Raw genomic sequence first — 25,556 nt, forward strand, 5'->3', positions numbered from 1 at the left:
GTTTCACCGGCCGTCATGTTGTTGGGGACGTCGGTTGGGGCAGGACTTGCCATCAGATCAAGCGCGCAGATCGGCAGGCGGAAGCCTGGCGGGGCGGTTGCGTTTTGCCGGCCTCGATGAGACGCAATCCGACTTCCTGCGCAGCTATCGCGGCATGCTGGAGCCTTACGTCAAGGCCGGCCTGCGCGATGTGATGACCCGTTTCCAGTCCATGCCGGACTGTTCCCCGTCCTTCGACAGCGAAAACCAGCTCGAACGCCTGCACGATCTGCAATCGTCGCACTGGAGCGTTTTGACGGATGCACGTTTCGATGCGCTCTATGCCGAGCGGGTGAAGGTGCTTTCCGACAATGCCAGCCGCATGGGTCTCGATCCGCGCTGGCAAATCGCCAGCCACGCCGTCGTTCTGGAGCACCTCGTTGGTGGACTGGTGGCGGAACACGCGCCCCGATCCATCCTGCCGGGTAGCCGCAAGAAGAGCCGTGAGCTCGCCGAAGCGGTAAAGAATGTCGTTCGCCTCGTGATGGTCGATACCGAGATAGCGGTCTCGCTGCGCTTTAATGAACTACGCCTGCGTCATGGCCGCGAACTTCAGGAACAACGCGACAATGACCGGGCTGAAGCGGCAAACCTCTTCGGCGTCGCGTTGAAAGCTTTTGCGGCAGGCGATTTGCACGCACGGATAGACGGTGACGTTCCAGACGCCTATCGGGATGTCGCGACAACATTCAACACGGCCCTTGAAACCATAGGCGCGTCGTTGACGGCGGCCCATAACAGCGTCGGCGAGGCGGAGGCCTTGAGCGGACGTTTTGCCGATATCGGCCGTTCCATTGCCGAGCGTTCACGCCAGCAGGCCGAAGCCCTTGCCGAAACCTCGCATGCGATTCAGGCCCTGATCGGGAACGTTGCCGAAAACGGCGCTCGCATTGCGGCGACGGAAAAGGCGGTTTCGAGCGCCCGCGACGCGGCCGTCGAAAGCGGCCGTGCGATCGGCGAGGCGATCGACGCCATGTCGGACATCGAACAATCCGCCGAACAGATCGGCAGGATCATTGGCACGATTGACGAGATCGCTTTTCAGACCAACCTTCTCGCGCTCAATGCCGGCATCGAGGCGGCGCGTGCGGGTGAAAGCGGTCGTGGGTTCGCTGTCGTCGCGCAGGAAGTCCGGGCGCTCGCCCAGCGGTCTGCAGATGCCGCAAGGGAGATCAAGAGCCTTGTCGGAACCACGAAGACCCAGGTCGAGGGCGGCGTCCGCATGGTCAACCGCACACAGGACGCGATCGGCGGCGTCGTCCGGCAAGTCTCGGGCATCAACGACATGATCGCTGAAGTCTCGCGGCTTACGGCCGAGCAGGCCGGCGAACTGCAGTCTGTTGCCGCCGATATTGGCGGGCAGCAACGGCAGGCGGACCGCAATGCCGTCGATATCAGCGCGAGCGCCTCCGAGGCCGACACGCTTCAAACCGTCATTCTGGAACTCGGCCGCACCGTGCGCGAATTTCGTATTGCCCGCCAGGAACATTTCGCTGCCGCCACCGGTGCGGATCGGCAGCAATCATCATTTATGGCCCGTGAGGATAGCCGCACGGATTACCGCCAGGATTACCAACAATTCAGACGTCAGGGAGTCATGTAATGGCAGCCAGAAAAGCAGCTGAGGCGACGCTGAAACTGTCACCGGTGCTGGACCTCAACGAAGCATCGGCCCTGCACGGCAAGCTGATGACGTTGCGGGGAGCACCGCTGTCGGTGGACGCGTCAGAGGTGGAACGTATCGGCGCCCTTTGTGCGCAGGTCCTCATGGCCGGCGCCAAATCCTGGGAAGAGGACGGCAAACGCTTCGGCTTTGCCAGCGTGTCCGATGCATTCGACAAGACCATGAAACTGATAGGCGTCGATATCGATCATTTGCTCCTGAAGGAGATGCAAAAGTGAAGAAAAAAGTTCTTACCGTGGATGATTCCCGGACGATCAGGAACATGCTCCTGGTCACGCTCAACAATGCCGGTTTCGAAACCATTCAGGCCGAAGACGGCGTCGAGGGCCTCGAAGTGCTCGAGCAGAGCAACCCCGACGTCATCGTGACTGACATCAACATGCCCCGTCTCGACGGTTTCGGTTTCATAGAGGGTGTTCGTCGCAACGAAAAGTACCGGGCGATCCCTATCCTCGTTCTGACGACCGAAAGCGATGCAGAGAAGAAGAACCGCGCCCGCCAGGCCGGTGCGACGGGCTGGATCGTCAAGCCGTTCGACCCTGCCAAACTCATCGATGCCATTGAGCGCGTAACCGCCTGATACGGGACATTTCACGATGGATATGAACGAAATCAAGGAAATCTTTTTCCAGGAATGCGAGGAGCAGCTCGCCGAACTGGAATCGGGGCTTCTTAAATTGAATGACGGCGACCGTGATCCGGAAACCGTCAACGCCGTTTTCCGTGCCGTTCATTCTATCAAGGGCGGGGCAGGTGCCTTCGGTCTCGATGATCTCGTGGCCTTTGCGCACGTCTTTGAAACGACCCTCGACTGCGTGCGTTCCAATAAGCTGGAACCGACGCAGGATGTTCTCAAAGTCATGCTGCGCTCTGCCGACGTGCTGGCAGACCTCACCAATGCCGCAAGAGACGGTGGCAGCGTCGATGAAAGCCGCACCCGTGGCCTCGTGAAGGAACTGGAGGCGCTGGCAAACGGCGAAGCCGTTCCGGCATCCGCGCCCGCTCCCGTCGCAGTAAAGGCGCCGGAACCCGTGAAGGCCAAACCGACGGATGAGAGCGGCTTCGAGCCGATCCCCTTCTCCTTCACGGACTTTGCCGACGAAACCACGCCGCTGATGGAAGCGCCATCCTTCCAGATCACCTTCAAGCCGCATGCATCGCTTTATTCAAAGGGCAACGAGGCGGCACTTCTGCTGCGCGATCTTTCCCGCATTGGGGAGATGAGCATCAATTGCGACATGTCCGAGCTGCCTTCGCTCGACAAACTCGATCCTGAAGCATCCTATCTCTCCTGGACGGTTTCGATCACGACCGACAAGGGTGAAGAAGGTATCCGCAGCGTCTTCGAATTTGCCGAATGGGATTGCGATCTCGAAATCACGCCAGTTCTTTCGGAGGCCGCTGCCGACGAGGAAGAACTCCCGATGATCCCCGTGCCGTTCGACCTTTCGGCGCTTGATAGCGGCGCGGAAGAGCAGCCCGTTGTTGAAGTCGCCACGGCGGAAGCGTCTTATGTTGCGGCAGCTGTCGAAACGGCCGTCGCAACGACGCAGATCGCCCAGAGCGTCAATGCCGCCATCGAAAAGCGTGAAGCTGCGGCAGCACCTGCCGCAGCGCAGGCAAACGCCAATGCCGCTGCCAATGCAAGTGCCGGCCAGACCATCCGCGTCGATCTCGACCGTGTCGATCGCCTGATCAATCTCGTCGGCGAGCTCGTCATCAATCAGGCGATGCTGTCGCAGAGCGTCATCGAAAACGATGCGAGCGGTACGTCAGCCGTCAATATGGGTCTCGACGAGCTGCAGCAGCTGACGCGCGAAATCCAGGACAGCGTCATGGCGATCCGTGCGCAGCCGGTAAAACCGGTGTTCCAGCGCATGTCGCGTATCGTTCGCGAAGTCGCCGACATGATCGGCAAGCAGATCCGTCTTGTCACCGAAGGTGAGAACACCGAAGTCGACAAGACGGTCATCGACAAGCTGGCCGAACCGCTGACGCATATGATCCGCAATGCCGTTGATCATGGCATCGAAACGCCCGAAAAGCGCGAAGCCGCTGGAAAGAACCCGGAAGGCACTATCAAGCTTTCGGCCAAACACCGCTCCGGCCGCATCCTGATCGAGCTTCAGGACGACGGTGCCGGCATCAACCGCGAGCGCGTGCGCCAGAAGGCGATCGACAACGATCTCATCGCTGCAGATGCGAACCTGACGGATGAAGAGATCGACAATCTCATCTTCGCCCCGGGCTTCTCGACCGCCGACAAGATTTCCGACATTTCCGGCCGCGGTGTGGGCATGGACGTGGTCAAGCGCTCCATTCAGGCGCTCGGCGGTCGCATCAACATCTCCTCGCGCCCCGGCCAAGGCTCCACCTTCACCATGAGCCTGCCGCTGACGCTTGCCGTTCTCGACGGCATGGTGGTGACGGTTGCCGGCCAGACACTGGTGGTGCCGTTGACCGCGATCGTGGAAACCCTGCAGCCGGAAGCGAAGAACATTCACTCCTTCGGTGCGAACCAGCGGCTGATCTCCATCCGCAACTCCTTCTGCCCGCTGGTGGATGTCGGCCGCGTGCTGAATTTCCGCCCGACGCAGGCCGATCCGGTCGAAGGCGTCGCTCTTTTGGTGGAGTCGGAAGGCGGCGGCCAGCGTGCCCTGATGGTTGATGCGATCCAGGGTCAGCGCCAGGTTGTCATCAAGTCGTTGGAGGCCAACTATACCCATGTTCCGGGCATTGCCGCCGCAACGATTCTCGGCGACGGGCGCGTCGCTCTCATTCTGGATGTCGATGCCATCGTCAGCGCCTCGCGCGGACAGCCCTTGAAGCAGGAAATGTCGCTCGCGGCGGCGGGTTGAAAGCGGATCATTCATGGCAGCACTTAATTTCAACGACCAGCGCCAGTCTCCGGATGACGTTCTTGCCAGCGGTGAATACCCGCTGACGAGACGTGACCTCTCGGAAATCGCGGCGATGATCTATGCCGATGCGGGCATCTATCTCAACGACACCAAGGCGTCGCTGGTTTACTCCCGCCTGTCGAAACACATCCGCAATCTCGGCCTTTCGGGCTTTCGTGAATATTGTGTTCTGGTGTCATCTCCAGATGGCGCGCAGGCGCGGCGCGAAATGCTGTCGCACCTGACCACGAATTTCACCCGCTTCTTCCGCGAAAACCATCATTTCGAACATTTGCGTGACGAGGTTCTTCCTGGCCTCATTGCAAGGGCTAAGAGCGGCGGGCGTGTTCGCATCTGGTCCGCCGCTTGCTCCGACGGACAGGAGCCCTATTCCATAGCGCTCACCGTGCTCGCCATGTTTCCGAATGCAGCCGATTACGACTTCAAAATCCTGGCGACGGATATCGACCCCAAGATATTGGCGCAGGCCCGTGCCGGGGTCTATGACGATAATGCGCTCGAAACCGTGTCTCCCGCCATGCGCAAGCAATGGTTCACGGAAGTGGATGCTGGCGGCCGCCGCAAGTTCCAGATCGACGACAAGGTCAAGCGCCTCATCACCTTCAATGAATTGAACCTGATGACGCAATGGCCCTTCAAGGGCAATTTCGACGTCATCTTCTGCCGCAACGTCGTCATCTATTTCGACGAGCCGACGCAGATGCGCATCTGGTCGCGTTTTGCAGGCCTGCTACCGGAAGGTGGTCATCTTTATATCGGTCATTCCGAACGTGTCTCCGGTGACGCTAAGAACCTGTTCGATAATACGGGTATCACCACCTATCGCTACATCGGTCACGCTTCGGGGAGGAAGGCATGAGCGCACTCGCACGGGTACTCGTCGTCGATGATAGTCCGACCATGCGCGGCCTGATTTCGGCTGTCCTCAAGGCCGATCCGGAGGTCGAGGTCGTCGGGCAGGCCGGCAACGCCATGGAAGCGCGTGCCGCCATCAAGCAGCTCAATCCCGATGTCGTGACACTCGACATCGAGATGCCGGAAATGAACGGGCTGGAGTTTCTCGAAAAGATCATGCGCCTGCGGCCCATGCCGGTCATCATGGTCTCGTCGCTGACACATCGCGGGGCGGACGCCTCGCTCGCGGCACTCGAAATCGGCGCCTTCGACTGTGTCGGCAAGCCGGCGCCAGGCGATGCGCGCCCCTTCGGCGATCTGGCTGACAAGGTGAAGGCTGCCGCGCGCTCCCAACACGCTGCTTACCGTGCGGCGCGGCCGGAAGCCGCAGCCGCGCCGCAGCCCGTCCCGGTCAGCGAATATCGGGCGGGGCGCAAGGTCGTGGCCATCGGTTCGTCCACGGGGGGTGTCGAAGCGTTGATCGCGGTGCTCCAGAAATTCCCGGCCAATTGCCCGCCGACCGTAATTACTCAGCATATGCCGCCCACCTTCACGAAGAGCTTCGCAGAACGGCTGAACCGCATCTGCGCTCCCGTGGTGGAAGAGGCGACGGATGGCGCCCGCCTGCAGACCGGCAAGATCTATCTCGCGCCGGGCGGCGAGCGTCACCTGCAGATCGCCAATCGTTCAGCGCCCTGCTGCCGGCTCGTAGAGCGCGATCCCGTCAACGGCCACCGGCCCTCCGTCGATGTGTTGTTCGACTCTGTAGCCGAACTTGCCGGACGCAACGCCGTCGGCGTCATCCTGACCGGCATGGGGCGCGATGGTGCCGCCGGACTTCTGAAAATGCGCCATGCCGGTGCGCGTACCGTCGGCCAGAACGAAAAAACCTGTGTCGTCTATGGCATGCCCCGCGTGGCCTACGAGTTAGGCGCGGTCGAACAGCAATTGCCGCTCGGCTCCATCGGCGAAGAAATCCTCAAACTAACCACTGCCCGCAAAGAAGGTGCTGACTAATGTCTCTCGCAGAAAAGATCAAAGTTCTGATCGTTGACGATCAGGTGACCAGCCGGCTGCTCCTCAGCGATGCGCTGACACAGCTCGGCTTCAAGCAGATCACCGCCGCAGGTGACGGCGAGCAGGGAATGAAGATCATGGAGCAGCAGCCCCATCATCTCGTCATCTCCGATTTCAACATGCCGAAGATGGATGGCCTCGGTTTCCTGCACGCCGTGCGGGCCAACCCGACCACCAAGAAGGCCGCCTTCATCATTCTCACCGCGCAGGGCGACCGCGCGCTGGTGCAGAAGGCTGCCCAGCTCGGCGCCAACAACGTGCTGGCCAAGCCCTTCACCATCGACAAGATGCGCGCTGCCATCGAAGCGGTGTTCGGATCGCTGAAATGATTGAAGCTGCAGCCAAGCGCGTACATATCATTCAGGGCGAGTATAAGGTCGTCAGCGATCCCGATGTGGTGCTGACGACGATACTCGGTTCGTGCGTGGCTGCCTGTCTGAGAGACCCCGTTTCCGGCGTTGGAGGAATGAACCACTTCCTGCTTCCGGGAACCGGTAGTGTGACCGGCGGAGATGCGACGCGTTATGGCGTGCATCTCATGGAACTTCTTATCAACGGCCTGTTGAAGCAGGGCGCCCGTCGTGACCGGCTGGAGGCCAAGATTTTCGGCGGCGCGAAGACGATCGCCAGCTTCTCCAATGTCGGTGAGCAGAATGCCATATTCGCGATGAAGTTTCTCAAGGATGAAGGCATTCCAGTCATAAGCTCCTCCACGGGCGGGGAGCATGGCCGCAAGATCGAATTCTGGCCGGTCTCGGGCCGCGCCCGCCAGCATCCGCTCAGCGGCGCGGAAACACAGAAGACGGTGGCCATGGAAACGCGTCCGGTGCCGGCGCCCAAACCCGTCGCCAACGATATCGAATTTTTCTAGTACGGAGTTACCAATGCAGCTTGCAGAGCACACCGCCACCACTCCGTTCGAAGAAGCCCTGCCGGATGTTCTGATGCGTGTGGTATCGGAACTGCACGATGTCGCCTATCTCATCGAGCGCATCGAGCCGCAATTGCTTGAAGTGACCAGCGGCCAATTGTCGAGCGAAGGCGTCAAGCTGCTGCAGGGCATCGACCTTGCGGTCCAGAAGACGCGTGGCCTGGCTGAGTTCATAGACACCATTACCGGCTCCATCCCGGGCGACTGGATCGTGGATGTCTCCACCGCGCTCAGCCTCGTCAAGCTTGCTGAAATGCAGAAGGCCCTCGGCGCGGCCTTCCGCCACGGCCATTCCCAGCCGCTCGACAAGGCCTCCGGCGACTTCGACCTCTTCTAGCGCTGTTTCCAGGGGCGCCTGCCTCTTCGCAGAATGCGGAGAAAGGCAACGCTCGCGCAAGCTTCGCACCCTATTGTCATCACGGGGCCAAAAGGTCTCGGACTCTATGAATGACGGTGCGGAACAGAATGAATCTGTTAAATCAAATCCCTCAGGTCTTGAAGAATGTCGCGGCGCTGGGGCAGACGCGGCTGCTGATGTTGGGCGGCGTGGGCGTTGTGTCCATGGCCATTATCCTCGCTGCAGCGCTTTATGTGAACCGTCCCGCTTACGAGACCCTTTATGTGGGGCTTGAAAAGAGCGACCTCAACAAGATCAGCATTGCGCTCGCCGAGTCGGGTCTCGACTTTCAGGTGGGGACTGATGGTTCCAGCCTTCAGGTCCCGGTCGGGCTTACCAGCAAGGCGCGGCTGCTTCTGGCTGAACGTGGCCTGCCCGACAGCGCCAATGCCGGTTATGAACTTTTCGACAATGTCGGTTCTCTCGGCCTGACCTCCTTCATGCAGGAAGTGACGCGCGTTCGCGCCCTTGAGGGTGAGATCGGCCGCTCCATCCAGCAGATCGATGGCATCGCAGCCGCACGCGTGCATATCGTCATGCCCGACGTCGGCAATTTCCGCCGCGGCGAACAGAAGCCCACCGCATCTGTCATGATCCGTGCGAGTGCCTCCGCCGGCCGCAAGGCCTCCGCTTCCATTCGTCACCTCGTTGCCTCGGCCGTTCCCGGCCTTGAAGTCGACGATGTGACCCTGCTCGATTCCACGGGCCAGCTTCTGGCGTCCGGTGACGACGTCACCAATGCCGCCATGAACCGTTCGCTGACGCTGGCGCAGAACGTTCAGCAGGAAATCGAGACCAATATCGACAAGGCGCTGGCGCCCTTCCTCGGCATGGACAATTTCCGCTCGAGCGTGACGGCGCAGCTCAATACCGACAGCCGCCAGATTCAGGAAACCGTCTACGATCCGGAATCGCGTGTCGAACGGTCGGTGCGGACCGTGAAAGAAGACCAGAAGTCGCAGGAAACACAGCCAGACACGGCCGCGACCGTGGAGCAGAATGTTCCGCAGGCCGCACCTCAGGGCGGCGGCAGCACGCCGCAATCGTCAGACGAATCGGCGAAGAAAGAAGAACAGACCAACTACGAGATCAACTCCAAGACGGTCGCCACGGTGAAGAACGGCTATACGGTCGAAAAGATTTCCGTCGCGGTGGTCGTCAACAAGGGGCGTATCGCAAAGATGGTCGGTGAACCCGCCGATCAGGCCAAGATCGACGCCTACCTCGCCGAAATGCAGAAGATCGTCACCTCCGCCGCCGGCATTTCGTCCGACCGTGGCGATATGGTCACCCTGACTGCAATGGATTTCCTCGAAACCCAGTTGCTTGACGAGGCCGCCAGCGGACCGGGTGTCATGGAAGTGCTGAGCCGCAATTCTGCCGGCATCATCAATTCCCTCGCCTTTGTTGCGGTCGCCTTCCTTGTCGTCTGGCTCGGTGTACGCCCGCTGGTACGCACGGTTACCGGCAACGGCGCGGCCGCAGGCCAGCTCAGCCAGGAAGCCGCCGGCCTCGAACTGCCGGACTTCTCTCCCGGCATGGATGCGGGCGCGGGCGGTCTCATGGAAGGGTTCGGGGCGGATTTCGGCTTCGACAGCACCGACGATCTTCTGGCGGGCGGCGATGGCGAAGGCACCTTCAACCGCCGGGTACGCGAAGGGCCCGAACGCAGGCTCTCCCGCATGGTGGAAATCAGCGAGGAAAGAGCCGCCAAGATTCTGCGCAAATGGGCAGTGGAAAAAGCAGCGTAATATCGAAAAGGCCGGAGTTTTACCCGGCCTTTTTTCCGTTTTTAGGCTTTTCGCTATCCTTGGCGGACGCATCGTGGCAATCTCGTTTTAGGACAGTGTTTACAAAAAATTCAGCAACGATACAGTTTGCTGGGAATTGGCTGAGAATGCCGTTTATGGATTGAACAGCTTTTCAGTATGTTTTTTTAGCAATAGACGAACGGTGAAATACGTGGAAAGGCTGGTGTCAGGTAATGGCAAATCCCAGTCCGTTCCATAAAATGAAATGATTCGGTCTCCGGGGGCTTGCCGTCCCATTTTGGTAAGCTTCTCGAATGGAATGATTCCATCCCGAGGTATAATCTCCCACTGGGAGCAAGAGGGCGTAGGCGATTGAAAGTCGATGTTGATATCCGCAGGCTGTCTGCCAAGCCTATGGAGGGCATGGGTAAGCCCCTGCCGCGTGATCAGCTTGCCAAGAACGTCGCAGCCACGGCTGCTGCCGGTAACGTTGCAGGCGCGCTTGATTTGCTCGTGACTTACGCTGGCGCCTCGCACTACCTGCTGGCGCGGGATGACCTTCTCGAAGAAACCGGGCTTAAATTCATCGTCACATCCGATTGGCCTTTCGATCTGGTGCGCCGGTTGGGCGTTGAGCTTGCCAATAGCCAGAACCGTTCGAGCGAAATGGAAAAATGCCTTTCGCTTCTGCAGCCGCGGCTGCTCTTGCTTCCAGAGGACGTTTCGGTTCCTTATGGCATAGACCGGCAGTATTCCGCGCTGTCTTTCTGCGTGGGGCGCATTCGCCTTTCTCTCCTGCTGCTGTTCCCCGAGGAAGCGGTTCCGTCGCCGGAACGCCTGCGTGAAATCGCGCTTCTGACGGGCTATTGCGTCAGTTTCGGTATTGCCAGCGAGGCAAAAGCCGTGCGCGATATCGACCTCACCGAGCGCGAGCTGGAGTGCCTTTTCTGGATCGCGGAAGGCAAGACGAGTGACGAAATTGCGATGATCCTTGGCATTTCACGCAATACGATCAATAATTACATCACAAGCGTGATGCGTAAAACTGCGACAAAAACCCGCTCGGAGGCAATTGCCTACGCCGTGCGCAACAACCTCGTATAATGGTCGGACGGATGGTACAGACGAAAGACAATGAGGGTACTGGTCAAACGGGCATGTTTTACCGCAGCCCTGTCGTGACGAGCCGGTCGGATCTGTTTCCGAAGCTTGTCGCCATGCAGAAGCTGGTCGGCGCGCGCAATTTCGTGGTGACGAAGGCGGCCGCTTCCGGTTTCCCCAACAAGAAGAAGCTGACCTGCGAGCTGGAAAACTGGGGCATGAATGCCGCGGAGCAGAGCACGCAGTTCATTCGCGCTGTCGGCGATATTCTTCTCGATCACATCGAGACGTCGCTTTTGCCGGTCATCTGGCGCAACAAGAACGCCGGCGGCTTCGCCGATCTTCCCGATGTGCCTGCACTTCTGCGCCGGATCGAGAACGATACGTTGCCCTATGCGGGTCTGGCGCTACCGGTGCGCCTCGGCACCATCGGTAACGGCTATATCGTCTTCTGCGGCACCAATCTCGTTCTCGACAATGAAGTGGTGATCGAACAGCACATCAAGTGCTGCGAGATCATGGTCGATATGCTGGCGCTGGACGAGCGCAAGGCGGCGCCCTCGGAAGCGTTGAGCGAGAGGGAAATCGCCTGCCTGCAACTGGCGGGGGATGGCCGTATCAGCGAAGAAATTGCGGTCAAGCTCGGCCTTTCCGTCCACACCGTCAATGCCTATCTCGGTTCGGCGACGATCAAACTCGATTCCGTTAACCGCATCCAGGCGATCGCCAAGGCTATCAGGCTCGGTTACATCCATTGATGGGACGGGTTCTCCGGTCCCCTTGTGCGGGCAGAAGGCTCGCTTAGCTTCCGCACCCTCCTAAAAGGCGCCATCGGCGCTTCGCGGTTTTTTAACAGTTGCCAACTAGAACTTTTATAAGTTTGGCTTTGGGGAACTGTTTCATGCACAACCGGCTCTTTAAGTCCGTTGCTGGCAAGGTCGTGGCTTTGACGATCGGTCTGATCGCGCTCAGCGTGGCGGCGGTTGGTTTTTCGACTTACCTTCGCTTGAAGGACAACATCATCACCACCGCGCTGCGTGATACGCACAGCGCAATGCGCAGCATGGCGATCCTTTACGAACTGAAAGTTGGTGGTGTTGCCCTCGAATTGGTGGATGGCGACCTCAAGAGCGTGGGCCGCGCCAGCATCGGAACGATGCGCGATAATGATCTCGTCGACCGCACCGCAGCCGGAAACGGTGGCATCTCCACTGTTTTTGAAGCCAGAGGCGGCGAATTCATTCGCATGACCACCAATCTGAAGAACGAAAAGGGCGAGAGAGCAGCAGGAACCAAGCTTGCGACCGATCATCCCGCTTTCGAAAAAGTCTCCAAGGGTGAATCCTATTTTGGCACCGCGACGCTGTTCGGCACCAGCTACATGACGGGTTATATGCCCGTTACGAACAAAACCGGCGCAACCGTCGGCATTCTGTTCGTGGGTGTTCCCATGGATGTCTACGATGCGCAGATATACAGCCTGCGCGACATGATGCTGATCTGTGGCGGGCTCGCCATGCTTGGCGTCGGCTTGCTCGCCTATTTCCTCATCAAGCGTACGCTTCAGCCCCTGGGCAAGCTGACCGATGCAGTGAAGTCCCTTTCGGACGGCAATCTCGATACACCGATCCCCTATGCCACCAACACCAATGAGTTTGGCAACATTGCACGCGCTTTGGTGATTTTCCGCGAAAATGCACTTGAGAAACTGGCGATTGAGGGCAAGAGCGCCGAGGAACGTGCTGCGGCCGAGTCCGAACGTTACCGCAATGACGCCGAGAAACGGGAGCTGGACGGCCAGATCGAATTCGCGGTCGACGAGATTGCGTCCGGTCTCGGCAGGCTATCGCGTGGCGATCTCAGCCGTACGATTGATACGCCCTTCTCGGGTCGCCTCGACCGGCTGCGCACGGACTTCAACAGTTCCCTGCTCAACCTGCGGGATGCGCTGGGCCAGATCCGGGAGCGCACGCTCATCATTCAGCACAGCGGTATCGAAATCGAGCAATCTTCGGTCGATCTGTCGAAGCGTACCGAAAACCAGGCCGCCTCGCTGGAGGAAACCGCTGCCGCTGTCGAGGAAATCACCGCTACCGTCAAGTCATCGGCTGAAAGGGCGCGCGAGGCCAATGAGGCCGTTCGCATTACCAAGCAGAACGCCGACAGCTCCGGTTCGGTCGTCAGCAATGCCGTCGACGCCATGGGCCGCATCGAAGATGCCTCGCGCAAGATCGAACAGATCATCGAGGTCATCGACGACATTGCTTTCCAGACCAATCTTCTGGCGCTCAATGCCGGTATCGAGGCCGCACGTGCTGGTGAGGCCGGCAAGGGCTTCGCCGTCGTGGCGCAGGAAGTGCGCGAGCTTGCACAGCGCTCCGCCGACGCAGCCCGCGAGATCAAGCAGCTCATCAACCAGTCGACGCATGAGGTCAGTTCCGGGTCGAAGCTGGTGCAGGAGGCGGGCACGGTTCTTTCCGCCATCAGCCAGCAGATCGTTACCGTCAGCCAGCATGTCGAAACCATTGCGACGGCAACGCAGGATCAGTCTTCCGCACTTCACAACGTCAACAGTTCCGTCAACCAGATGGACCAGATGACCCAGCAGAACGCGGCGCTTGCCGAACAGTCAAGCGCGGCCAGCATGATACTGTCCGGTGAAGTAAAAGCGCTTCTCGAACTCGTGCAGCGGTTCCAGATGGAGCAGGGCTCGGCGACAGGCCGAGACCGGTACAATCAAGCGGCCTGATACGCCGGTTTTTGAAGATAGATACCGCTCCCGGATCGCAAGGTCCGGGAGTTTTTACTCGGCCGCTGCCCGCACGGTACTGGATATCTGGTTGATATAGACGCGCAGCGCCGCCGGTTTCACCGGCTTGTGCTGGACGGCAATTCCGTATTTTTCGGCATCGCTGCGCACTTCCGGGCTACGATCTGCCGTTACCAGCAGAGCCGGGATCGTTTTGCCATAAAATGTCCTGATGAGGCGGATGGCGCTGATGCCATCGCCATCATCAAGATGATAATCAGCGACGATGACGTCGGGTGCTGCGGTCAGAGAAAGAAATGGTTCTTCCAGCGCCGCCACGGATCCCGCTGGTAAAACGTCGCAGCCCCATCCCGTCAGCAACAGCGTCATGCCCTCAAGGATTTTTGGCTCGTTGTCGATGCACAGCACCCGCACGCCCTGGAGGCGATCGCTGGCAGCAGGATTGGCGATGGCGCCGCCCGACTTCGCGGGTGCGACACGATCTTCCTCACGCATGAGGTGAATACGGAAGGTCGTGCCCTTGCCCGGCGTGGAACTCAATTGAACCGGATGGTGCAGCATGCGCGACAACCGGTCGACTATGGAAAGACCAAGGCCGAGCCCCGAGGCCGTTTTTGCACCTTCGTCCAGCCGGGCGAATTCTTTGAAGACCGTGCGGAACTTGGAGGCGGGTATGCCTATGCCGGAGTCCGTCACCTGAATGACCACTTCGCCGCCCCGGCGGCGCGCGCCGACAACCACTTTGCCCTTCAACGTGTATTTGATGGCGTTGGAAACCAGGTTCTGTATCAGACGCCGCAGGAGGTTGGGATCAGACCGTACCGTCAGCGAAGTCGGCATGACCACGAGGTCGAGGTTCTTCTCCTGCGCCATCGGCGCAAAATCGGTCTCGATCCGCTTCAGCAAGTCGTTCAGCGGAACGGATGTCATGCGCGCCTTCATCGAGCCGGTGTCCAGACGGGAAATATCGAGCACCGCGCCAAGGATGGTCTCGACCGATTCCAGCGCCGAGTCGATATTCTGTACGAGTTCGCTTTCTCCCGATTCTCCGAGCCGTTCGACCAGCGAGGATGAATAGAGACGGGCGGCATTCAGTGGCTGGAGAATATCGTGGCCGGCGGCGGCGAAAAACCGCGTCTTGCCGATGTTCGCCTCGTCGGCTGCCGCTCTCGCCTCAGCCAGCGCGCGGTTGACGCGGGTCAGTTCGGCGGTCCGCTCCACCACGCGCTGTTCCAGCGTTTCATTCGCCTGTTTCAGCGCCTGATCGCTTGCCACCCTCTGGGTAATGTCGGTGAAGGTTGCGACAATGCCCTTGTCCGGCATCGTGTTGGAGCGCACCTCGATGATGCGTTCGCCGCCCGCCAGCACCAGAGGGAATGGCAGGTCCATGGTCAGAAAGCTGGTGATCAACTGTTCCGTATCACCGGCCGGCATGTCGCCTCGTTCCTGCAGCATGGAGACGATGTCGGTTAGTGGTACGCCCACCTGGCCGAACTGCTCGGGCAGGTCCAGAAGAGTGCGAAAGCGCCGGTTCCAGATCGTCAGCTGCTGGGAGCTATCGAAAACAGCGATACCCTGGTCCATCTGCGCCAGCGCCGTCTGCAACATGTCCTGATTATACTGCAGCGCTTCGCTTGCCTGGTCGAGCAGCCACGCCGTGTCTGCGCTGGTGTCTTCCGCCTTCTGCAGAATGATCGAGAGCACCAGGCGGGCGGAGGAAGAGCCGATGGCGCTGCCGAGTAACTGTTCGGAGAAGTGAATCAGCGCCATGTCCGCCGGCTGGTCGTCATTCAGCTTTCTGCCGGCCGTTTTTTCATAGGTGGCCAATGAACGGAGCATGCGCTCCTCGCCGAGATAGCGGGCGATCGCGCTTTTCAGATCGCCGACGCTGACACGCGTTTTCCAGCCGCGGGTGGCGAATTGCGATTTTGAATGACGCTTGACGAAGATGCCGGACTGAATGCGTTCTACCGGTCTTGGATTGCGCGAAAGCGAGCCGAGCACAAACGCCATGCTGTTGACGAGAAGACTGAGAATGACTGCATTCACGAATGGATCGGCTTCAGGCCCGTTGAACACGGTGCTGCCGGAAAACAGGAAGCCGAGAATATTCGCCGCAACCTCGGAATTGTCAGGCCCGCCGAAGCTCGGCAGGAAAAGCAGATAGGCCCAGACGAAGAAGCCGGAACTCAACCCCGCGATTGCGCCGCGCGCATTGGCCCGCCGCCAGAAGAGGCCGCCGAAAAGGGCAGGGGCCATCTGGGCAATTGCAGCGAAGGCCAGCAGGCCGATGGAGGCAAGACCCGTGGCGCTGTCGGCGGCGCGATAATAACCATAACCCAGCAGCATAACGGCAAAGATCGCCGTTCTGCGGATGTTGAGCAGGGTCTTGGCGAAGTTGTCCCGGTGCGGTGAGCGATTCAACAGCTTCTGTCGCAGGAAGATCGGCATGACAATGTCATTGGAAATCATGATCGACAGCGCGACCGACGCGACGATCACCATCGCGGTCGCGGCCGAAAAACCGCCGATGAAGGTGATCAGGGACACGACCGGCATCTGATGGTTGAGCGGCAATTGCAGCACGTAGAGATCGGCGTCGCCATTGGCGCCGAGCGTCAGAATGCCGGCAAGAGCGATCGGCAGTACGAAGATGTTGATGGCGATGAGATAGAGCGGTAGCAGGAACCCCGCCATGCGCAACTCTTCCGGCGTCCGGTTTTCCACGACTGTGACATGGAACTGACGCGGCAGCAGGATGATGGCGAAGCCGGAAAGCAGGGTCATGACGATCCAGCGGCTGACGGGCGTGTGATAGGAGATGGCCTGCATCGCCTGTTCATTGGCGGAGGCGAGCTGCCATAGATGCGCGGGACCATCGAAGAGCACGAAGAGCACATAGAAGCCGACGGTGCACATGGCGACGAGCTTGACCAGCGATTCCATCGAGATCGCCAGTATGAGCCCGTCCTGATGTTCGGTTGCATCCGTGTGGCGGGTGCCGAACATGACGGCGAAGCCCGCCATGACAATGGTGACAACAAGCGGCAGATCGAGGAAGTAGAGGTTGCCGCTGCCGATGCCATAATCACCGGGGTCGACCATCGTCGCCACCGAGCTGGAAACCGCTTTCAGCTGCAGCGCGATATAGGGAATGGCGCCGACGAGCGCGATGATGGCGACAATCATCGCCACGGTGGAATTCTTGCCATAACGGGCGGCAATGAAGTCTGCAACCGAGGTCAGTTTTTCCGTTTTGGCAAGCTCAACGATGCGTCGGATGATTGGCATGCCAAGGGTGAAGGCAAGGATAGGCCCGGTATAGATGCCAAGAAATTCCAGTCCCTTGTCGGCTGCAAGCCCAACACCACCGAAATAGGTCCAGGAGGTGCAATAGATCGCAAGGCTGAGCGCATAAACGAACGGACGCCCCTTTTTCGGCGCGTTTCTCTTACGGCTCTTCCTGTCCCCGTAGCTCGCAACAGCAAACAGCAGCAGGATATAGGCGAAAGCCGAACCGAATATGATCCACCCAGGAAGCACGCATCCTCCCATGCAAGAGTTTCCTGATATCAAGCATAGGCGAAATCCGCGCCATTGAGAATGAGCGCGGTCTGATCATAAAGTTCAAGATCAGCGCGCAAAAAACCCGATAAATGCAATCTTGACGAATTCCAAAAGTGTAAGGGAATCTGTATGGTTGAAGGTGTAGGGACAGTCACATAGCTTCAGCTCGCGAAGCACGAGAGGGACAATCTGAATGCTTAACGAATTTAAAACCTTCATTGCCCGCGGCAATGTCATGGACCTTGCCGTGGGTGTTATTATCGGTGCCGCTTTCAGCAAGATCGTCGACTCCGTCGTCAACGATCTTATCATGCCTATCGTCGGCGCAATCTTCGGCGGGTTCGACTTCTCGAACTACTTCCTGCCACTGAGCTCTAACGTCAATGCCACCTCGCTCGCCGCAGCCCGCGAGCAGGGCGCCGTTTTCGCTTACGGTAACTTTCTGACCGTTCTCATCAACTTCCTCATCCTCGCCTGGATCATTTTCTTGATGGTGAAGGGCGTCAATAAGCTTCGCGATTCCGTCGAACGCAAGAAGGTCGAGGAAAAGCCGGCAGCTGCCCCGCCGCCGGAGGACGTGAGGCTCCTTACCGAAATTCGCGATCTGCTGAAGACGCGCTGAGCCAGATATATCTGGTTTAACCGCCGGCCCATGCGGCCGGCGATCTCCTGCCGGGATGATCCATAAAGAAAATCCATGGCCGCCTCACGGATTATCATGCACATGGCGGGTGCGATGCGATAAGAAGGCACCAAACGGAGTGTCTTTAATGTCCATTTTGAACAGTCTGAGTGCACGCTCTCTGGCGGCTCCCGAGAGCGGTATTGTCGAAGTCGTGAATTATGCCCGGGGGCGGGACAACCTCCTGCCGCTGTGGGTTGGCGAAGGCGATCTGCCAAGCCCCGACTTCATCAATCAGGCCGCCATCGATGGTCTGAACAATGGCGAGACCTTCTATACCTGGCAGCGCGGTATTCCAGAACTGCGCCAGGCGCTGAGCCGTTATTACGAACGCCATTTCGCGGCGTCGCTGCCGCCGGAGCATTTTTATGCGACCGGTTCAGGTATGCAGGCGATTGTGCTTGCTGTTCAGGCATTGACGTCACCGGGCGACGAGATGGTGTATCTTTCACCCACATGGCCGAATATCGTTGCCGCCATCGGTGTGGCAGGGGCGAAGGCGGTTCCGGTCGGCATCGATTTTCGTGATGGCCGCTGGGATCTCGATATCGACAGGCTGGAAAGCGCGATTACCCGCAAGACGAAGGCGCTTTTCATCAATACGCCTTCCAACCCGACTGGATGGACGGCGACGGCAGACAATCTCCGTGATGTTCTGGCGCTTGCCCGCAAACATGATCTTTGGATCGTCGCCGACGAGATTTATGCGCTTTATCATTATTCCGGCAGCCGCGCGCCGTCCTTCCTCGATGTGATGGAGCCGGACGAGAAGATCGTCTTCGCCAATTCCTTCTCGAAGAACTGGTCGATGACCGGCTGGCGGGTCGGCTGGCTTGTCGCTCCGCCAGTCATCGGCCAGGTGATCGAAAACCTTATCCAATATTCCACGTCAGGCGTGGCGCAATTCATGCAGCGCGGCGCGGTCGCGGCCCTCGACAAGGGCGATGGTTTCATTCGCGAGAATTACGAGCGCGCTTTGACCTCACGCGATATTCTCTGTGACGCCTTGATTGCAACGAACCGCGTCGAAACTCTGAAACCGGATGGCGCTCTTTATGCCTTCCTCAAGATCGATGGAGTGACGGACAGCCGCGCAACCGCGATTGATATCGTCGATAAGACCGGCGTCGGCCTTGCGCCCGGAACTGCCTTCGGCCCAGGGGGAGAATTGTTCCTCCGCGCCTGCTTCCTGCGCAACCCCAGGCAGATAGAAGACGCGGCCGACAGGCTGGCCTCTTACATCCTTAGTCGGTAAGCCTCGCTCGCCGGCATCTCTGCCCTTTCGCGGCGCCTACATAGCATCGGCACGCCTCTGTCCGGCTCGTCTTCACGCATCACGCCGAAGCGCGAAAATTACAACCCCACGGCGTAGCCATCGACGTGCGGGTTTTTTTGTGCTAATGCGCCCTCGTTCCGTCTATGAGAACATTTTCATACAATAAATAAAATGCCTTGCATCGCACTAACCAATCGTAAGCCACCTTTTCACAGAGGCGGAAGATTGGCTGGGTATTCGCTGTGCAAGTAATCAATGATGAAGAATTATTGGCTTTGATGAGCTCAAGAAAAGCAAACAGGGAAGTAGTGTCATGGCTGTTCTGGTCACGGGTGGGGCCGGTTATATAGGAAGCCACATGGTGTGGGCTTTGCTCGATGCCGGGGAAGAAGTCGTCGTTGTCGATCGGCTTTCGACCGGATCGCGCTGGGCCGTCGCGCCAGCGGCGCGTTTTTATCTCGGCGATGCGGCGGATCCCGCGTTGCTCGACCAGATTTTCGAAGAAAATCAGATCGAGACCATTTTCCATTTCGCCGGCTCCGTCAGCGTTCCCGAATCCATCAGCCGGCCGCTCGAATATTACGAAAACAACACCGGCACCACCCGCGCGCTTGTCGCTGCCGCGGTGCGGAATGATATCCGCAATTTCATCTTCTCCTCCACAGCCGCTGTGTATGGAAACCAGCCTTTCGAAGGCCCGGTGCCAGAAACGGCGGTCCTCAGCCCCGAAAATCCCTACGGTCTGTCGAAACTCGCTTCTGAAATCATGCTGCGCGATGTCGTGCGCGCACATGACTTCAACTACGTGGCGTTGCGTTACTTCAATGTGGCCGGAGCCGACCCCCAGGGTCGCGCCGGACCTTCGCCAACAGGCGTCGCTAATCTCATAAAGGTGGCATGCGAAGCTGCAACCGGGCGCCGGGATCACGTGGAGGTTTACGGGACGGATTATCCGACAGCCGATGGCACCGGCGTTCGCGACTATATCCATGTCAGCGACCTCATCGAAGCGCACATGCTGGCCATGGCCCATTTGCGCGCCGGCGGCGGCACAAGAACGCTCAACTGCGGTTATGGCGTCGGTTATTCGGTGCTTGACGTCCTGCATGCCGTGCAGCGGGAATCCGGACATGATTTTCCGGTCATCCACTGTCCGCGCCGGGCCGGCGACATCGCCACCATGGTGGCGGATTCGGGACGGATCCAGTCAGAATTTGGTTGGCGTCCGCGCTTCAACGATCTTTCGACCATCGTCCGCACCGCGTTGCAATGGGAGGCCAAGCGCCAGGCCCAGAAAAACGAGATGATTCCTCCAATACGGCGTAAACTGGCGGCGATAGGATGAACCGGCTGCGCATCACCTTGCCCTGTTTTTCTTGACTGAACGATAGTCAGTCGGGCGGTCTGACGCGCTGGCTGGGCGAAGCCATCGATCACGATCGAAGAAGCTGCGTGTCAGCTTCAGTCCGGCCGAAGTTTCGGTCGCGAGCAAAATCACATTCACGCGGTGCGGCGCGGTGGGTTCCGGCTTCACGGAAGCCGAAATGCCGAAGTGTCGCGCCTGATACGGTTGCATCTTCTGCGCCGGTTCAAGCACCGAGCCAATATCTCTCCAACGGGTCTGCTCGATAATCATGGCAAGTGCTGCCGCAAGCTTCGCGTTGACAGCGCGTCCGGCCGATGTCTGCGGTGCAACTGCCTTCAGCCTGACGGACCGGATTTCCCCGGAAACCTCGCCGCGGATTTCCAGGAAAAGCGATGCCGCGTCAGCCCGGTCCGCCGTCGTTGCCTCGCCCAGATCGGCCATACATTCGAAGCTGCGGTTATTCACCGGGCTAGGGTGCCAGCCTTGCGGGCTGGAGAAGCCTTCGGCCGTGAATCGGTCGCAAAGGTCTTTACCGGAGATGATGAAATCGCGGGCGAAAGACGCTCTTGCGCCATTGCGCTCGAATTTCAGCAGGTGAGGTGGCAGATAAATGGTTCTCGCGGCAGGCTTCTGCCGTTTGACGGGTTTTGCCCTGGCAGATGGTACGGCGGAAAGAGGAGCGGGCGCCAGATTGAGATAGGTGAGCAGGCTTCTCAGATGCTTTTTGTCATTGGCGAGCAGAACCGTGGCCGATATGGCGAAACAGACGACGAGCACCGCAACAAGCAGCGCGCGGAGACTGACTCTCTTTTGCGGGCCTGCGTCCATCATGGGACCTTGTTGGCTGTCTGTTATAGGCATCAGCCGGTTTGGAGCGAATTATCGGACCATTGGCGGTCCGGCGAATATCAATTGCGAGTAAAAGTTCTAAAATATCTGGTTCCGCCGGAATGTCCGGCGGATGTCCTCAGTCGGAGGAATTCTTGTCACCATCCCGTCCGCCGGCGCTGCTCTCATCATCCGCTACGGGAATGGCGTAGGAACCGTTCAGCCAGCGGGCCAGATCGAGCGAGCGGCAGCGATCCGAGCAGAACGGGTAGTCTTCCCGCGTCGATGGTCGGCCGCATTCCGGGCACGGTTGGGATTTGCGGAGCGGCGTAACGTTTCCAGCGCCTTCGGTGGAGGATTTTGCCACAGCCTATCCCTCCAGCCAGCCAGACGTCACCTCGAACCCTTCACCGGCAAGAAGCGACATGGTCTCATAGAGCGGCAGACCGACGACATTGGTGTAAGAGCCCGTCAATTTCTGAACAAACGCGCCGGCGATGCCCTGAATACCATAAGCGCCCGCTTTGCCGCGCCATTGCCCGGAGGCGATATAGGCATCTATCTCACGGGTCGACAGGCGTTTGAAGCGTACCTTGGTCTCCGCCACTTTCTGCCGGATCTTGCCGCCCGGGGTTACGAGGCAGATGCCGGTATAGACCCAATGGCTGCGTCCGGAAAGAAGATGCAGGGCCGCTGAAGCCTCTTCCGTATATTCGGCCTTGCCCACGATACGTCGACCGACAGCAACGACCGTGTCGGACCCCAGAACATAGGCGTCCTTCCAGGCCTGCTCGTTTTTCAGCGCCGCCTGCGCCGCTTCCGCTTTCTGCAAGGAAAGACGGCGGCAGAGCGTTCGCGGATGCTCGAGCTTGACGGGCGTCTCGTCAATATCCATCGGCATCAGGCGAGCCGGCTCGATGCCGATCTGATGCAGCAGCTCCAGACGCCGCGGCGATCCAGAAGCCAGAACGAGCTTTTGTTTTGAATTCGTCATTGCGCTGCCGGGCGTAGGATGCGGAAACGGATTACTTGAAGCGATAGGTGATGCGGCCCTTGGTCAGGTCGTAAGGCGTCATTTCGACCAGAACCTTGTCGCCTGCGAGAACGCGGATGCGGTTCTTGCGCATGCGGCCCGCCGTATGGGCGATGATTTCATGGTCGTTCTCAAGCTTCACGCGGAATGTTGCGTTCGGCAGCAATTCGGTTACGATGCCCGGGAATTCAAGGACTTCTTCTTTTGTCATGTAAGGGTTTTCTTCCTGTTGATAGTGCCGGACCGTGTCCTGTCCGGGAAAATTGCGCGGAAACTACACAATCCCGGCACATTTGTGAACCTCTAAAGCATCGGCTTGAAAATCGCGATCGATTTTAACAGGCCGAGGCAGTTTTCAGTCTTTTGAAAGCGTATCCGCCACCGGCTGTTGCCGCTTCGGCAGGCGTTCGGCAATCAGTTTTGCAAGATGGTCCCGCACCTCACGATAGGCGTCGAGTATTTGCTCCCGAGTGCCAGTGACCACCGTCGGATCCATGGTGGGCCAATAGACCACATCGAGAGAGTTCGAGCGCGTCAGTTCCAGTGCGGCGTGATGAGCTTCTGGTGTTAATGTAATGATCAGATCGAAAAAATCATCCTCGATCTCTTCCAGAGTACGCGGTTTGTGCTTGCCGAGCGAAAAACCCTGCTCCTCCAGCACCGCATCCACGAAGGGGTCGCGCTCGCCCGCCCGCACACCTGCCGACTGGATGTAGATGCCGGGCGCGACCAATCGTTTGGCGATCACCTCGGCCATGGGGGAGCGGATGGAATTCATGCCGCACATGAACAGGACCGATTTCGGCGCTCGTCCCTCGTTTGGCGCTGCGGCAGGATCGCTCATCTCTAACCCCGCCAATAAAGCACACAGACAAGGGTGAAGAGCCGGCGCGCCGTGTCGAAATCCACCTTTATCTTGCCGGACAGCCGGTCCATCAGCGTCTGCGACCCGTCATTGTGGATGCCGCGCCGGCCCATGTCGATCGCCTCGATCTGGCTCGGCGTGGAAGAGCGGATCGCCTCGTAATAGCTTTCGCAGATCAGGAAATAATCCTTGATGATGCGACGGAACGGCGTCAGCGACAGGATATGGGTGGAGACATCCCTGTCGTCCTCGGTCTTGATGGAGAAAACCAGTTTGGAATCGACGAGCGATATATAAAGCCGGTACGGCCCGCCGTCATGTCCGGCAGGCTCAAAGGTATTTTCTTCGATCAGGTCGAAAATGGCGACGGCGCGTTCATGCTCCACGTCGGGGGTGGACCGGCCGATGCTGTCGTCCAGTACCACGTCGCAGAGCCGGAAGTCGCCTGACGCCATCGTTTAACTTTCCGGGTTGAGGCGGATGGAGACGGAGCGCGCATGCGCGTCCAGCCCCTCGGAACGGGCAAGGGTGATGGCTGCCGGCGCAAGCTGGCGCAGCTGCTCGGGACCAAGCCGCAGGATGGACGTGCGCTTGACGAAGTCCAGCACCGAAAGGCCTGAGGAAAAACGGGCCGAGCGCGCCGTCGGCAGAACATGGTTGGAACCGCCCACATAATCGCCGATCACTTCGGGGGTGTGGCGCCCGACAAAAATCGCCCCGGCATTGCGGATGTGGGCCATTAGCGCATCCGGGTCATCGATGGCAAGTTCCAGGTGTTCGGCGGCGATCCGATTGGCCAACGGAATGGCATCGGTGAGCTTTTCGACCAGAATGATCGCGCCGAAATCCGCCCAGCTCGCCGCTGCTGTTTCGGAACGCGAGAGACGCTTCAGCTGCCGCTCGACGGCTGCTTCCACCGCCTTGCCGAGCTCGGCATCATCGGTGATCAGGATGGATTGTGCACCACGATCATGCTCCGCCTGCGCCAGAAGATCGGCAGCAAGCCAGTCGGGGTCGTTATCCCTGTCGGCGATGACAAGCACTTCGGAAGGGCCGGCGATCATGTCGATGCCGACAGTGCCGAAGACCTGACGCTTGGCGGCCGCCACATAAGCATTGCCCGGGCCGACGATCTTGGCGACCGGCGCGATGGTTTCAGTGCCATAAGCCAGTGCCGCCACGGCCTGCGCGCCACCGATGCGATAGATTTCCTCGACGCCCGCAATACGCGCGGCAGCCAGAACGGCCGGATTGACCGCGCCGCCATTCGCGGGCACGACCATGACGATGCGCTCCACACCGGCAACCTTGGCGGGCACGGCATTCATCAGCACTGAGCTTGGATAGCTGGCCGTGCCGCCTGGCACATAAAGGCCCACGGCCTCGATTGCGGTCCAGCGCGAGCCGAGGCCGACGCCGATATCGTCCTCGTAAATATCGTCCTTCGGCATCTGTCGCGCATGGTGTTTTTCGATACGCCGGGCTGCGAGTTCAAGCGCTTCGATCACGCTCGTGTCGACGGCGGCAATCGCCGCATCGATTTCATCAGTCGTTACCCGCATCGGCACCGCGGCAAAATCGATGCCGTCGAATTTCCGGGAGTAATGGGCGAGGGCCGCATCGCCGCGATGTCGTACATCATTGATGATGTCGCGAACGGTCGCATTGACATCTTCGGAAACTTCTCTCTTGGTTGTCAGGAAGGCAGCGAATTTCTGTTCGAAATCAGCCGATGCCTGCTCCAGCCAGATTGCCACGCCATTACCCTTTCATTGTCCCCACGGGGTGCACGACTTACCGCAGAACGATTGCGGCTCTGGTATGTGGCATAAATCGAAACGGGACGGAAAGGCAACCGTCCCGACAGTCCGGAAAGCTTATTCGCTGTCGGGATGATGCGGTTTGGTGGCGGTTTCCCACGCACCGCTCACATCAGTCAACTGCGCCTCGATGCATTCGACATCAAGCGCGATGGTGCCGCCGCCGGAAAGGGCCAGTTCCACAAGGCCATCCGGGCCTCCGCCATTCGGTGTGAAACGTATCGCCAGAAGCGAAAGAACCTGCTCCCTGTCGGCCAGGTTGATGGACTGCGAACGAACGGCGGAGACACGCTTCAGGAAAACAACTGTGCGGCAGCGTTCCGGTGGCAGGTGCTTTTTATCGGCGCTTTCCCAGACGAAACGGTTGGCGGAAAAGGTGAACTGGCCGTGTTTCGGCTCGAAGGCAACATCCTTCAGCTTGAAGACACTGTCCTGCATATGGGTCGAGATGACGGAGAGATCTTCAGTATCCAGCGCGAGCAATTTCAGGCCGCTCATCTTTTTCTTCCTTCTTGTGCGGTGCGGACCGCTATTTCCATGACTTACAATGGAAA

Annotated in this window: 25 protein-coding genes; 16 read left to right on the forward strand and 9 right to left on the reverse strand. The window is 59.1% G+C overall.

Annotated features, from left to right (window positions below):
- Window positions 1-46 precede the first annotated feature (46 nt).
- From BTN45_RS00740 to BTN45_RS00800, 13 genes are all read left to right on the forward strand, one after another.
- On the forward strand, window positions 47-1,642 hold the full coding sequence (locus tag BTN45_RS00740; RefSeq protein WP_223216931.1) for a globin-coupled sensor protein: 1,596 nt from the start codon (window positions 47-49) through the stop codon (window positions 1,640-1,642).
- Window positions 1,642-1,941 (forward strand): STAS domain-containing protein, encoded by a 300-nt coding sequence (locus BTN45_RS00745; RefSeq protein ID WP_004439868.1) that lies wholly within the window; start codon window positions 1,642-1,644, stop codon window positions 1,939-1,941. The genes BTN45_RS00740 and BTN45_RS00745 overlap by 1 nt, the downstream gene beginning before the upstream one ends.
- On the forward strand, window positions 1,938-2,303 hold the full coding sequence (cheY1, locus tag BTN45_RS00750) for a chemotaxis response regulator CheY1 (RefSeq protein WP_004439870.1): 366 nt from the start codon (window positions 1,938-1,940) through the stop codon (window positions 2,301-2,303). Before BTN45_RS00745 ends, cheY1 begins: the two co-directional genes overlap by 4 nt.
- A 16-nt stretch (window positions 2,304-2,319) precedes the next feature.
- Window positions 2,320-4,581, forward strand: a complete 2,262-nt coding sequence (locus tag BTN45_RS00755; RefSeq protein ID WP_035206775.1) for a chemotaxis protein CheA — start codon at window positions 2,320-2,322, stop codon at window positions 4,579-4,581.
- 13 nt (window positions 4,582-4,594) lie between these two features.
- Complete coding sequence (gene cheR / locus BTN45_RS00760) at window positions 4,595-5,503, forward strand: protein-glutamate O-methyltransferase CheR (protein WP_004439874.1); 909 nt, start codon at window positions 4,595-4,597, stop codon at window positions 5,501-5,503.
- Window positions 5,500-6,555: a protein-glutamate O-methylesterase CheB gene (gene cheB, locus BTN45_RS00765; RefSeq protein WP_004439876.1), complete on the forward strand. Its 1,056-nt coding sequence runs from the start codon at window positions 5,500-5,502 to the stop codon at window positions 6,553-6,555. Before cheR ends, cheB begins: the two co-directional genes overlap by 4 nt.
- The gene (gene cheY2 / locus BTN45_RS00770; protein ID WP_003503467.1) at window positions 6,555-6,944 is read left to right on the forward strand and encodes a chemotaxis response regulator CheY2; all 390 of its coding nucleotides are present in this window, start codon (window positions 6,555-6,557) and stop codon (window positions 6,942-6,944) included. Before cheB ends, cheY2 begins: the two co-directional genes overlap by 1 nt.
- On the forward strand, window positions 6,941-7,486 hold the full coding sequence (cheD, locus tag BTN45_RS00775) for a chemoreceptor glutamine deamidase CheD (protein ID WP_004439878.1): 546 nt from the start codon (window positions 6,941-6,943) through the stop codon (window positions 7,484-7,486). Before cheY2 ends, cheD begins: the two co-directional genes overlap by 4 nt.
- 13 nt (window positions 7,487-7,499) lie before the next feature.
- A complete protein-coding gene (locus BTN45_RS00780; RefSeq protein WP_004439880.1) occupies window positions 7,500-7,883 on the forward strand; it encodes a hypothetical protein in 384 nt (127 codons plus the stop codon).
- Window positions 7,884-8,011: 128 nt separating this feature from the next.
- Window positions 8,012-9,694 carry a flagellar basal-body MS-ring/collar protein FliF gene (fliF, locus tag BTN45_RS00785; RefSeq protein WP_004439882.1) on the forward strand — a complete coding sequence of 561 codons (1,683 nt, stop codon included), beginning with the start codon at window positions 8,012-8,014 and terminating at the stop codon, window positions 9,692-9,694.
- 372 nt (window positions 9,695-10,066) lie between these two features.
- Window positions 10,067-10,798 (forward strand): helix-turn-helix transcriptional regulator, encoded by a 732-nt coding sequence (locus BTN45_RS00790; protein WP_004439885.1) that lies wholly within the window; start codon window positions 10,067-10,069, stop codon window positions 10,796-10,798.
- Window positions 10,799-10,851: 53 nt separating this feature from the next.
- Window positions 10,852-11,553, forward strand: a complete 702-nt coding sequence (locus tag BTN45_RS00795) for a helix-turn-helix transcriptional regulator (RefSeq protein ID WP_034496317.1) — start codon at window positions 10,852-10,854, stop codon at window positions 11,551-11,553.
- Window positions 11,554-11,696: 143 nt separating this feature from the next.
- Window positions 11,697-13,544 carry a methyl-accepting chemotaxis protein gene (locus BTN45_RS00800; RefSeq protein ID WP_207588570.1) on the forward strand — a complete coding sequence of 616 codons (1,848 nt, stop codon included), beginning with the start codon at window positions 11,697-11,699 and terminating at the stop codon, window positions 13,542-13,544.
- Between the two features lie 54 nt (window positions 13,545-13,598).
- Here the strand turns inward: BTN45_RS00800 and BTN45_RS00805 are convergent, their stop codons facing one another.
- Window positions 13,599-17,108 (reverse strand): hybrid sensor histidine kinase/response regulator, encoded by a 3,510-nt coding sequence (locus BTN45_RS00805; RefSeq protein WP_207588572.1) that lies wholly within the window; start codon window positions 17,106-17,108, stop codon window positions 13,599-13,601.
- A 217-nt stretch (window positions 17,109-17,325) separates the two neighbouring features.
- Here BTN45_RS00805 and mscL point away from each other — a divergent pair, with 217 nt between their 5' ends.
- The 3 genes from mscL (at window position 17,326) to galE (ending at window position 20,435) form a co-directional block, all read left to right on the forward strand.
- Window positions 17,326-17,754: a large conductance mechanosensitive channel protein MscL gene (gene mscL / locus BTN45_RS00810; RefSeq protein WP_004439896.1), complete on the forward strand. Its 429-nt coding sequence runs from the start codon at window positions 17,326-17,328 to the stop codon at window positions 17,752-17,754.
- 148 nt (window positions 17,755-17,902) lie between these two features.
- A complete protein-coding gene (locus BTN45_RS00815; RefSeq protein WP_207588573.1) occupies window positions 17,903-19,069 on the forward strand; it encodes a pyridoxal phosphate-dependent aminotransferase in 1,167 nt (388 codons plus the stop codon).
- A gap of 334 nt (window positions 19,070-19,403) precedes the next feature.
- Complete coding sequence (galE, locus tag BTN45_RS00820) at window positions 19,404-20,435, forward strand: UDP-glucose 4-epimerase GalE (protein WP_004439901.1); 1,032 nt, start codon at window positions 19,404-19,406, stop codon at window positions 20,433-20,435.
- 12 nt (window positions 20,436-20,447) lie between these two features.
- On the opposite strand, the gene BTN45_RS00825 is transcribed toward galE, so the two are convergent.
- The 8 genes from BTN45_RS00825 to BTN45_RS00860 all read right to left on the reverse strand — a co-directional run bounded on the left by BTN45_RS00825 (window position 20,448) and on the right by BTN45_RS00860 (window position 25,500).
- A complete protein-coding gene (locus tag BTN45_RS00825) occupies window positions 20,448-21,284 on the reverse strand; it encodes a DUF6030 family protein (protein ID WP_173614980.1) in 837 nt (278 codons plus the stop codon).
- A gap of 139 nt (window positions 21,285-21,423) precedes the next feature.
- The gene (gene yacG, locus BTN45_RS00830; protein ID WP_004439907.1) at window positions 21,424-21,651 is read right to left on the reverse strand and encodes a DNA gyrase inhibitor YacG; all 228 of its coding nucleotides are present in this window, start codon (window positions 21,649-21,651) and stop codon (window positions 21,424-21,426) included.
- Window positions 21,652-21,654: 3 nt separating this feature from the next.
- Window positions 21,655-22,278 (reverse strand): Maf-like protein, encoded by a 624-nt coding sequence (locus BTN45_RS00835; protein WP_004439909.1) that lies wholly within the window; start codon window positions 22,276-22,278, stop codon window positions 21,655-21,657.
- Between the two features lie 31 nt (window positions 22,279-22,309).
- Window positions 22,310-22,528 (reverse strand): translation initiation factor IF-1, encoded by a 219-nt coding sequence (infA, locus tag BTN45_RS00840; protein ID WP_003503453.1) that lies wholly within the window; start codon window positions 22,526-22,528, stop codon window positions 22,310-22,312.
- Window positions 22,529-22,672: 144 nt separating this feature from the next.
- Window positions 22,673-23,161: a low molecular weight phosphatase family protein gene (locus BTN45_RS00845; RefSeq protein WP_077986634.1), complete on the reverse strand. Its 489-nt coding sequence runs from the start codon at window positions 23,159-23,161 to the stop codon at window positions 22,673-22,675.
- 2 nt (window positions 23,162-23,163) lie between these two features.
- Window positions 23,164-23,637 carry a UPF0262 family protein gene (locus BTN45_RS00850; protein ID WP_004439916.1) on the reverse strand — a complete coding sequence of 158 codons (474 nt, stop codon included), beginning with the start codon at window positions 23,635-23,637 and terminating at the stop codon, window positions 23,164-23,166.
- Between the two features lie 3 nt (window positions 23,638-23,640).
- Window positions 23,641-24,939 (reverse strand): histidinol dehydrogenase, encoded by a 1,299-nt coding sequence (gene hisD / locus BTN45_RS00855; RefSeq protein WP_004439919.1) that lies wholly within the window; start codon window positions 24,937-24,939, stop codon window positions 23,641-23,643.
- A gap of 120 nt (window positions 24,940-25,059) precedes the next feature.
- Entirely contained in the window at window positions 25,060-25,500 is a 441-nt protein-coding gene (locus BTN45_RS00860; protein WP_207588574.1) for a DUF2948 family protein, read from the reverse strand.
- Window positions 25,501-25,556 lie beyond the last annotated feature (56 nt).

The organism is Rhizobium sp. ZX09 (genome assembly GCF_017357485.1).
Taxonomy (GTDB): domain Bacteria; phylum Pseudomonadota; class Alphaproteobacteria; order Rhizobiales; family Rhizobiaceae; genus Agrobacterium; species Agrobacterium pusense.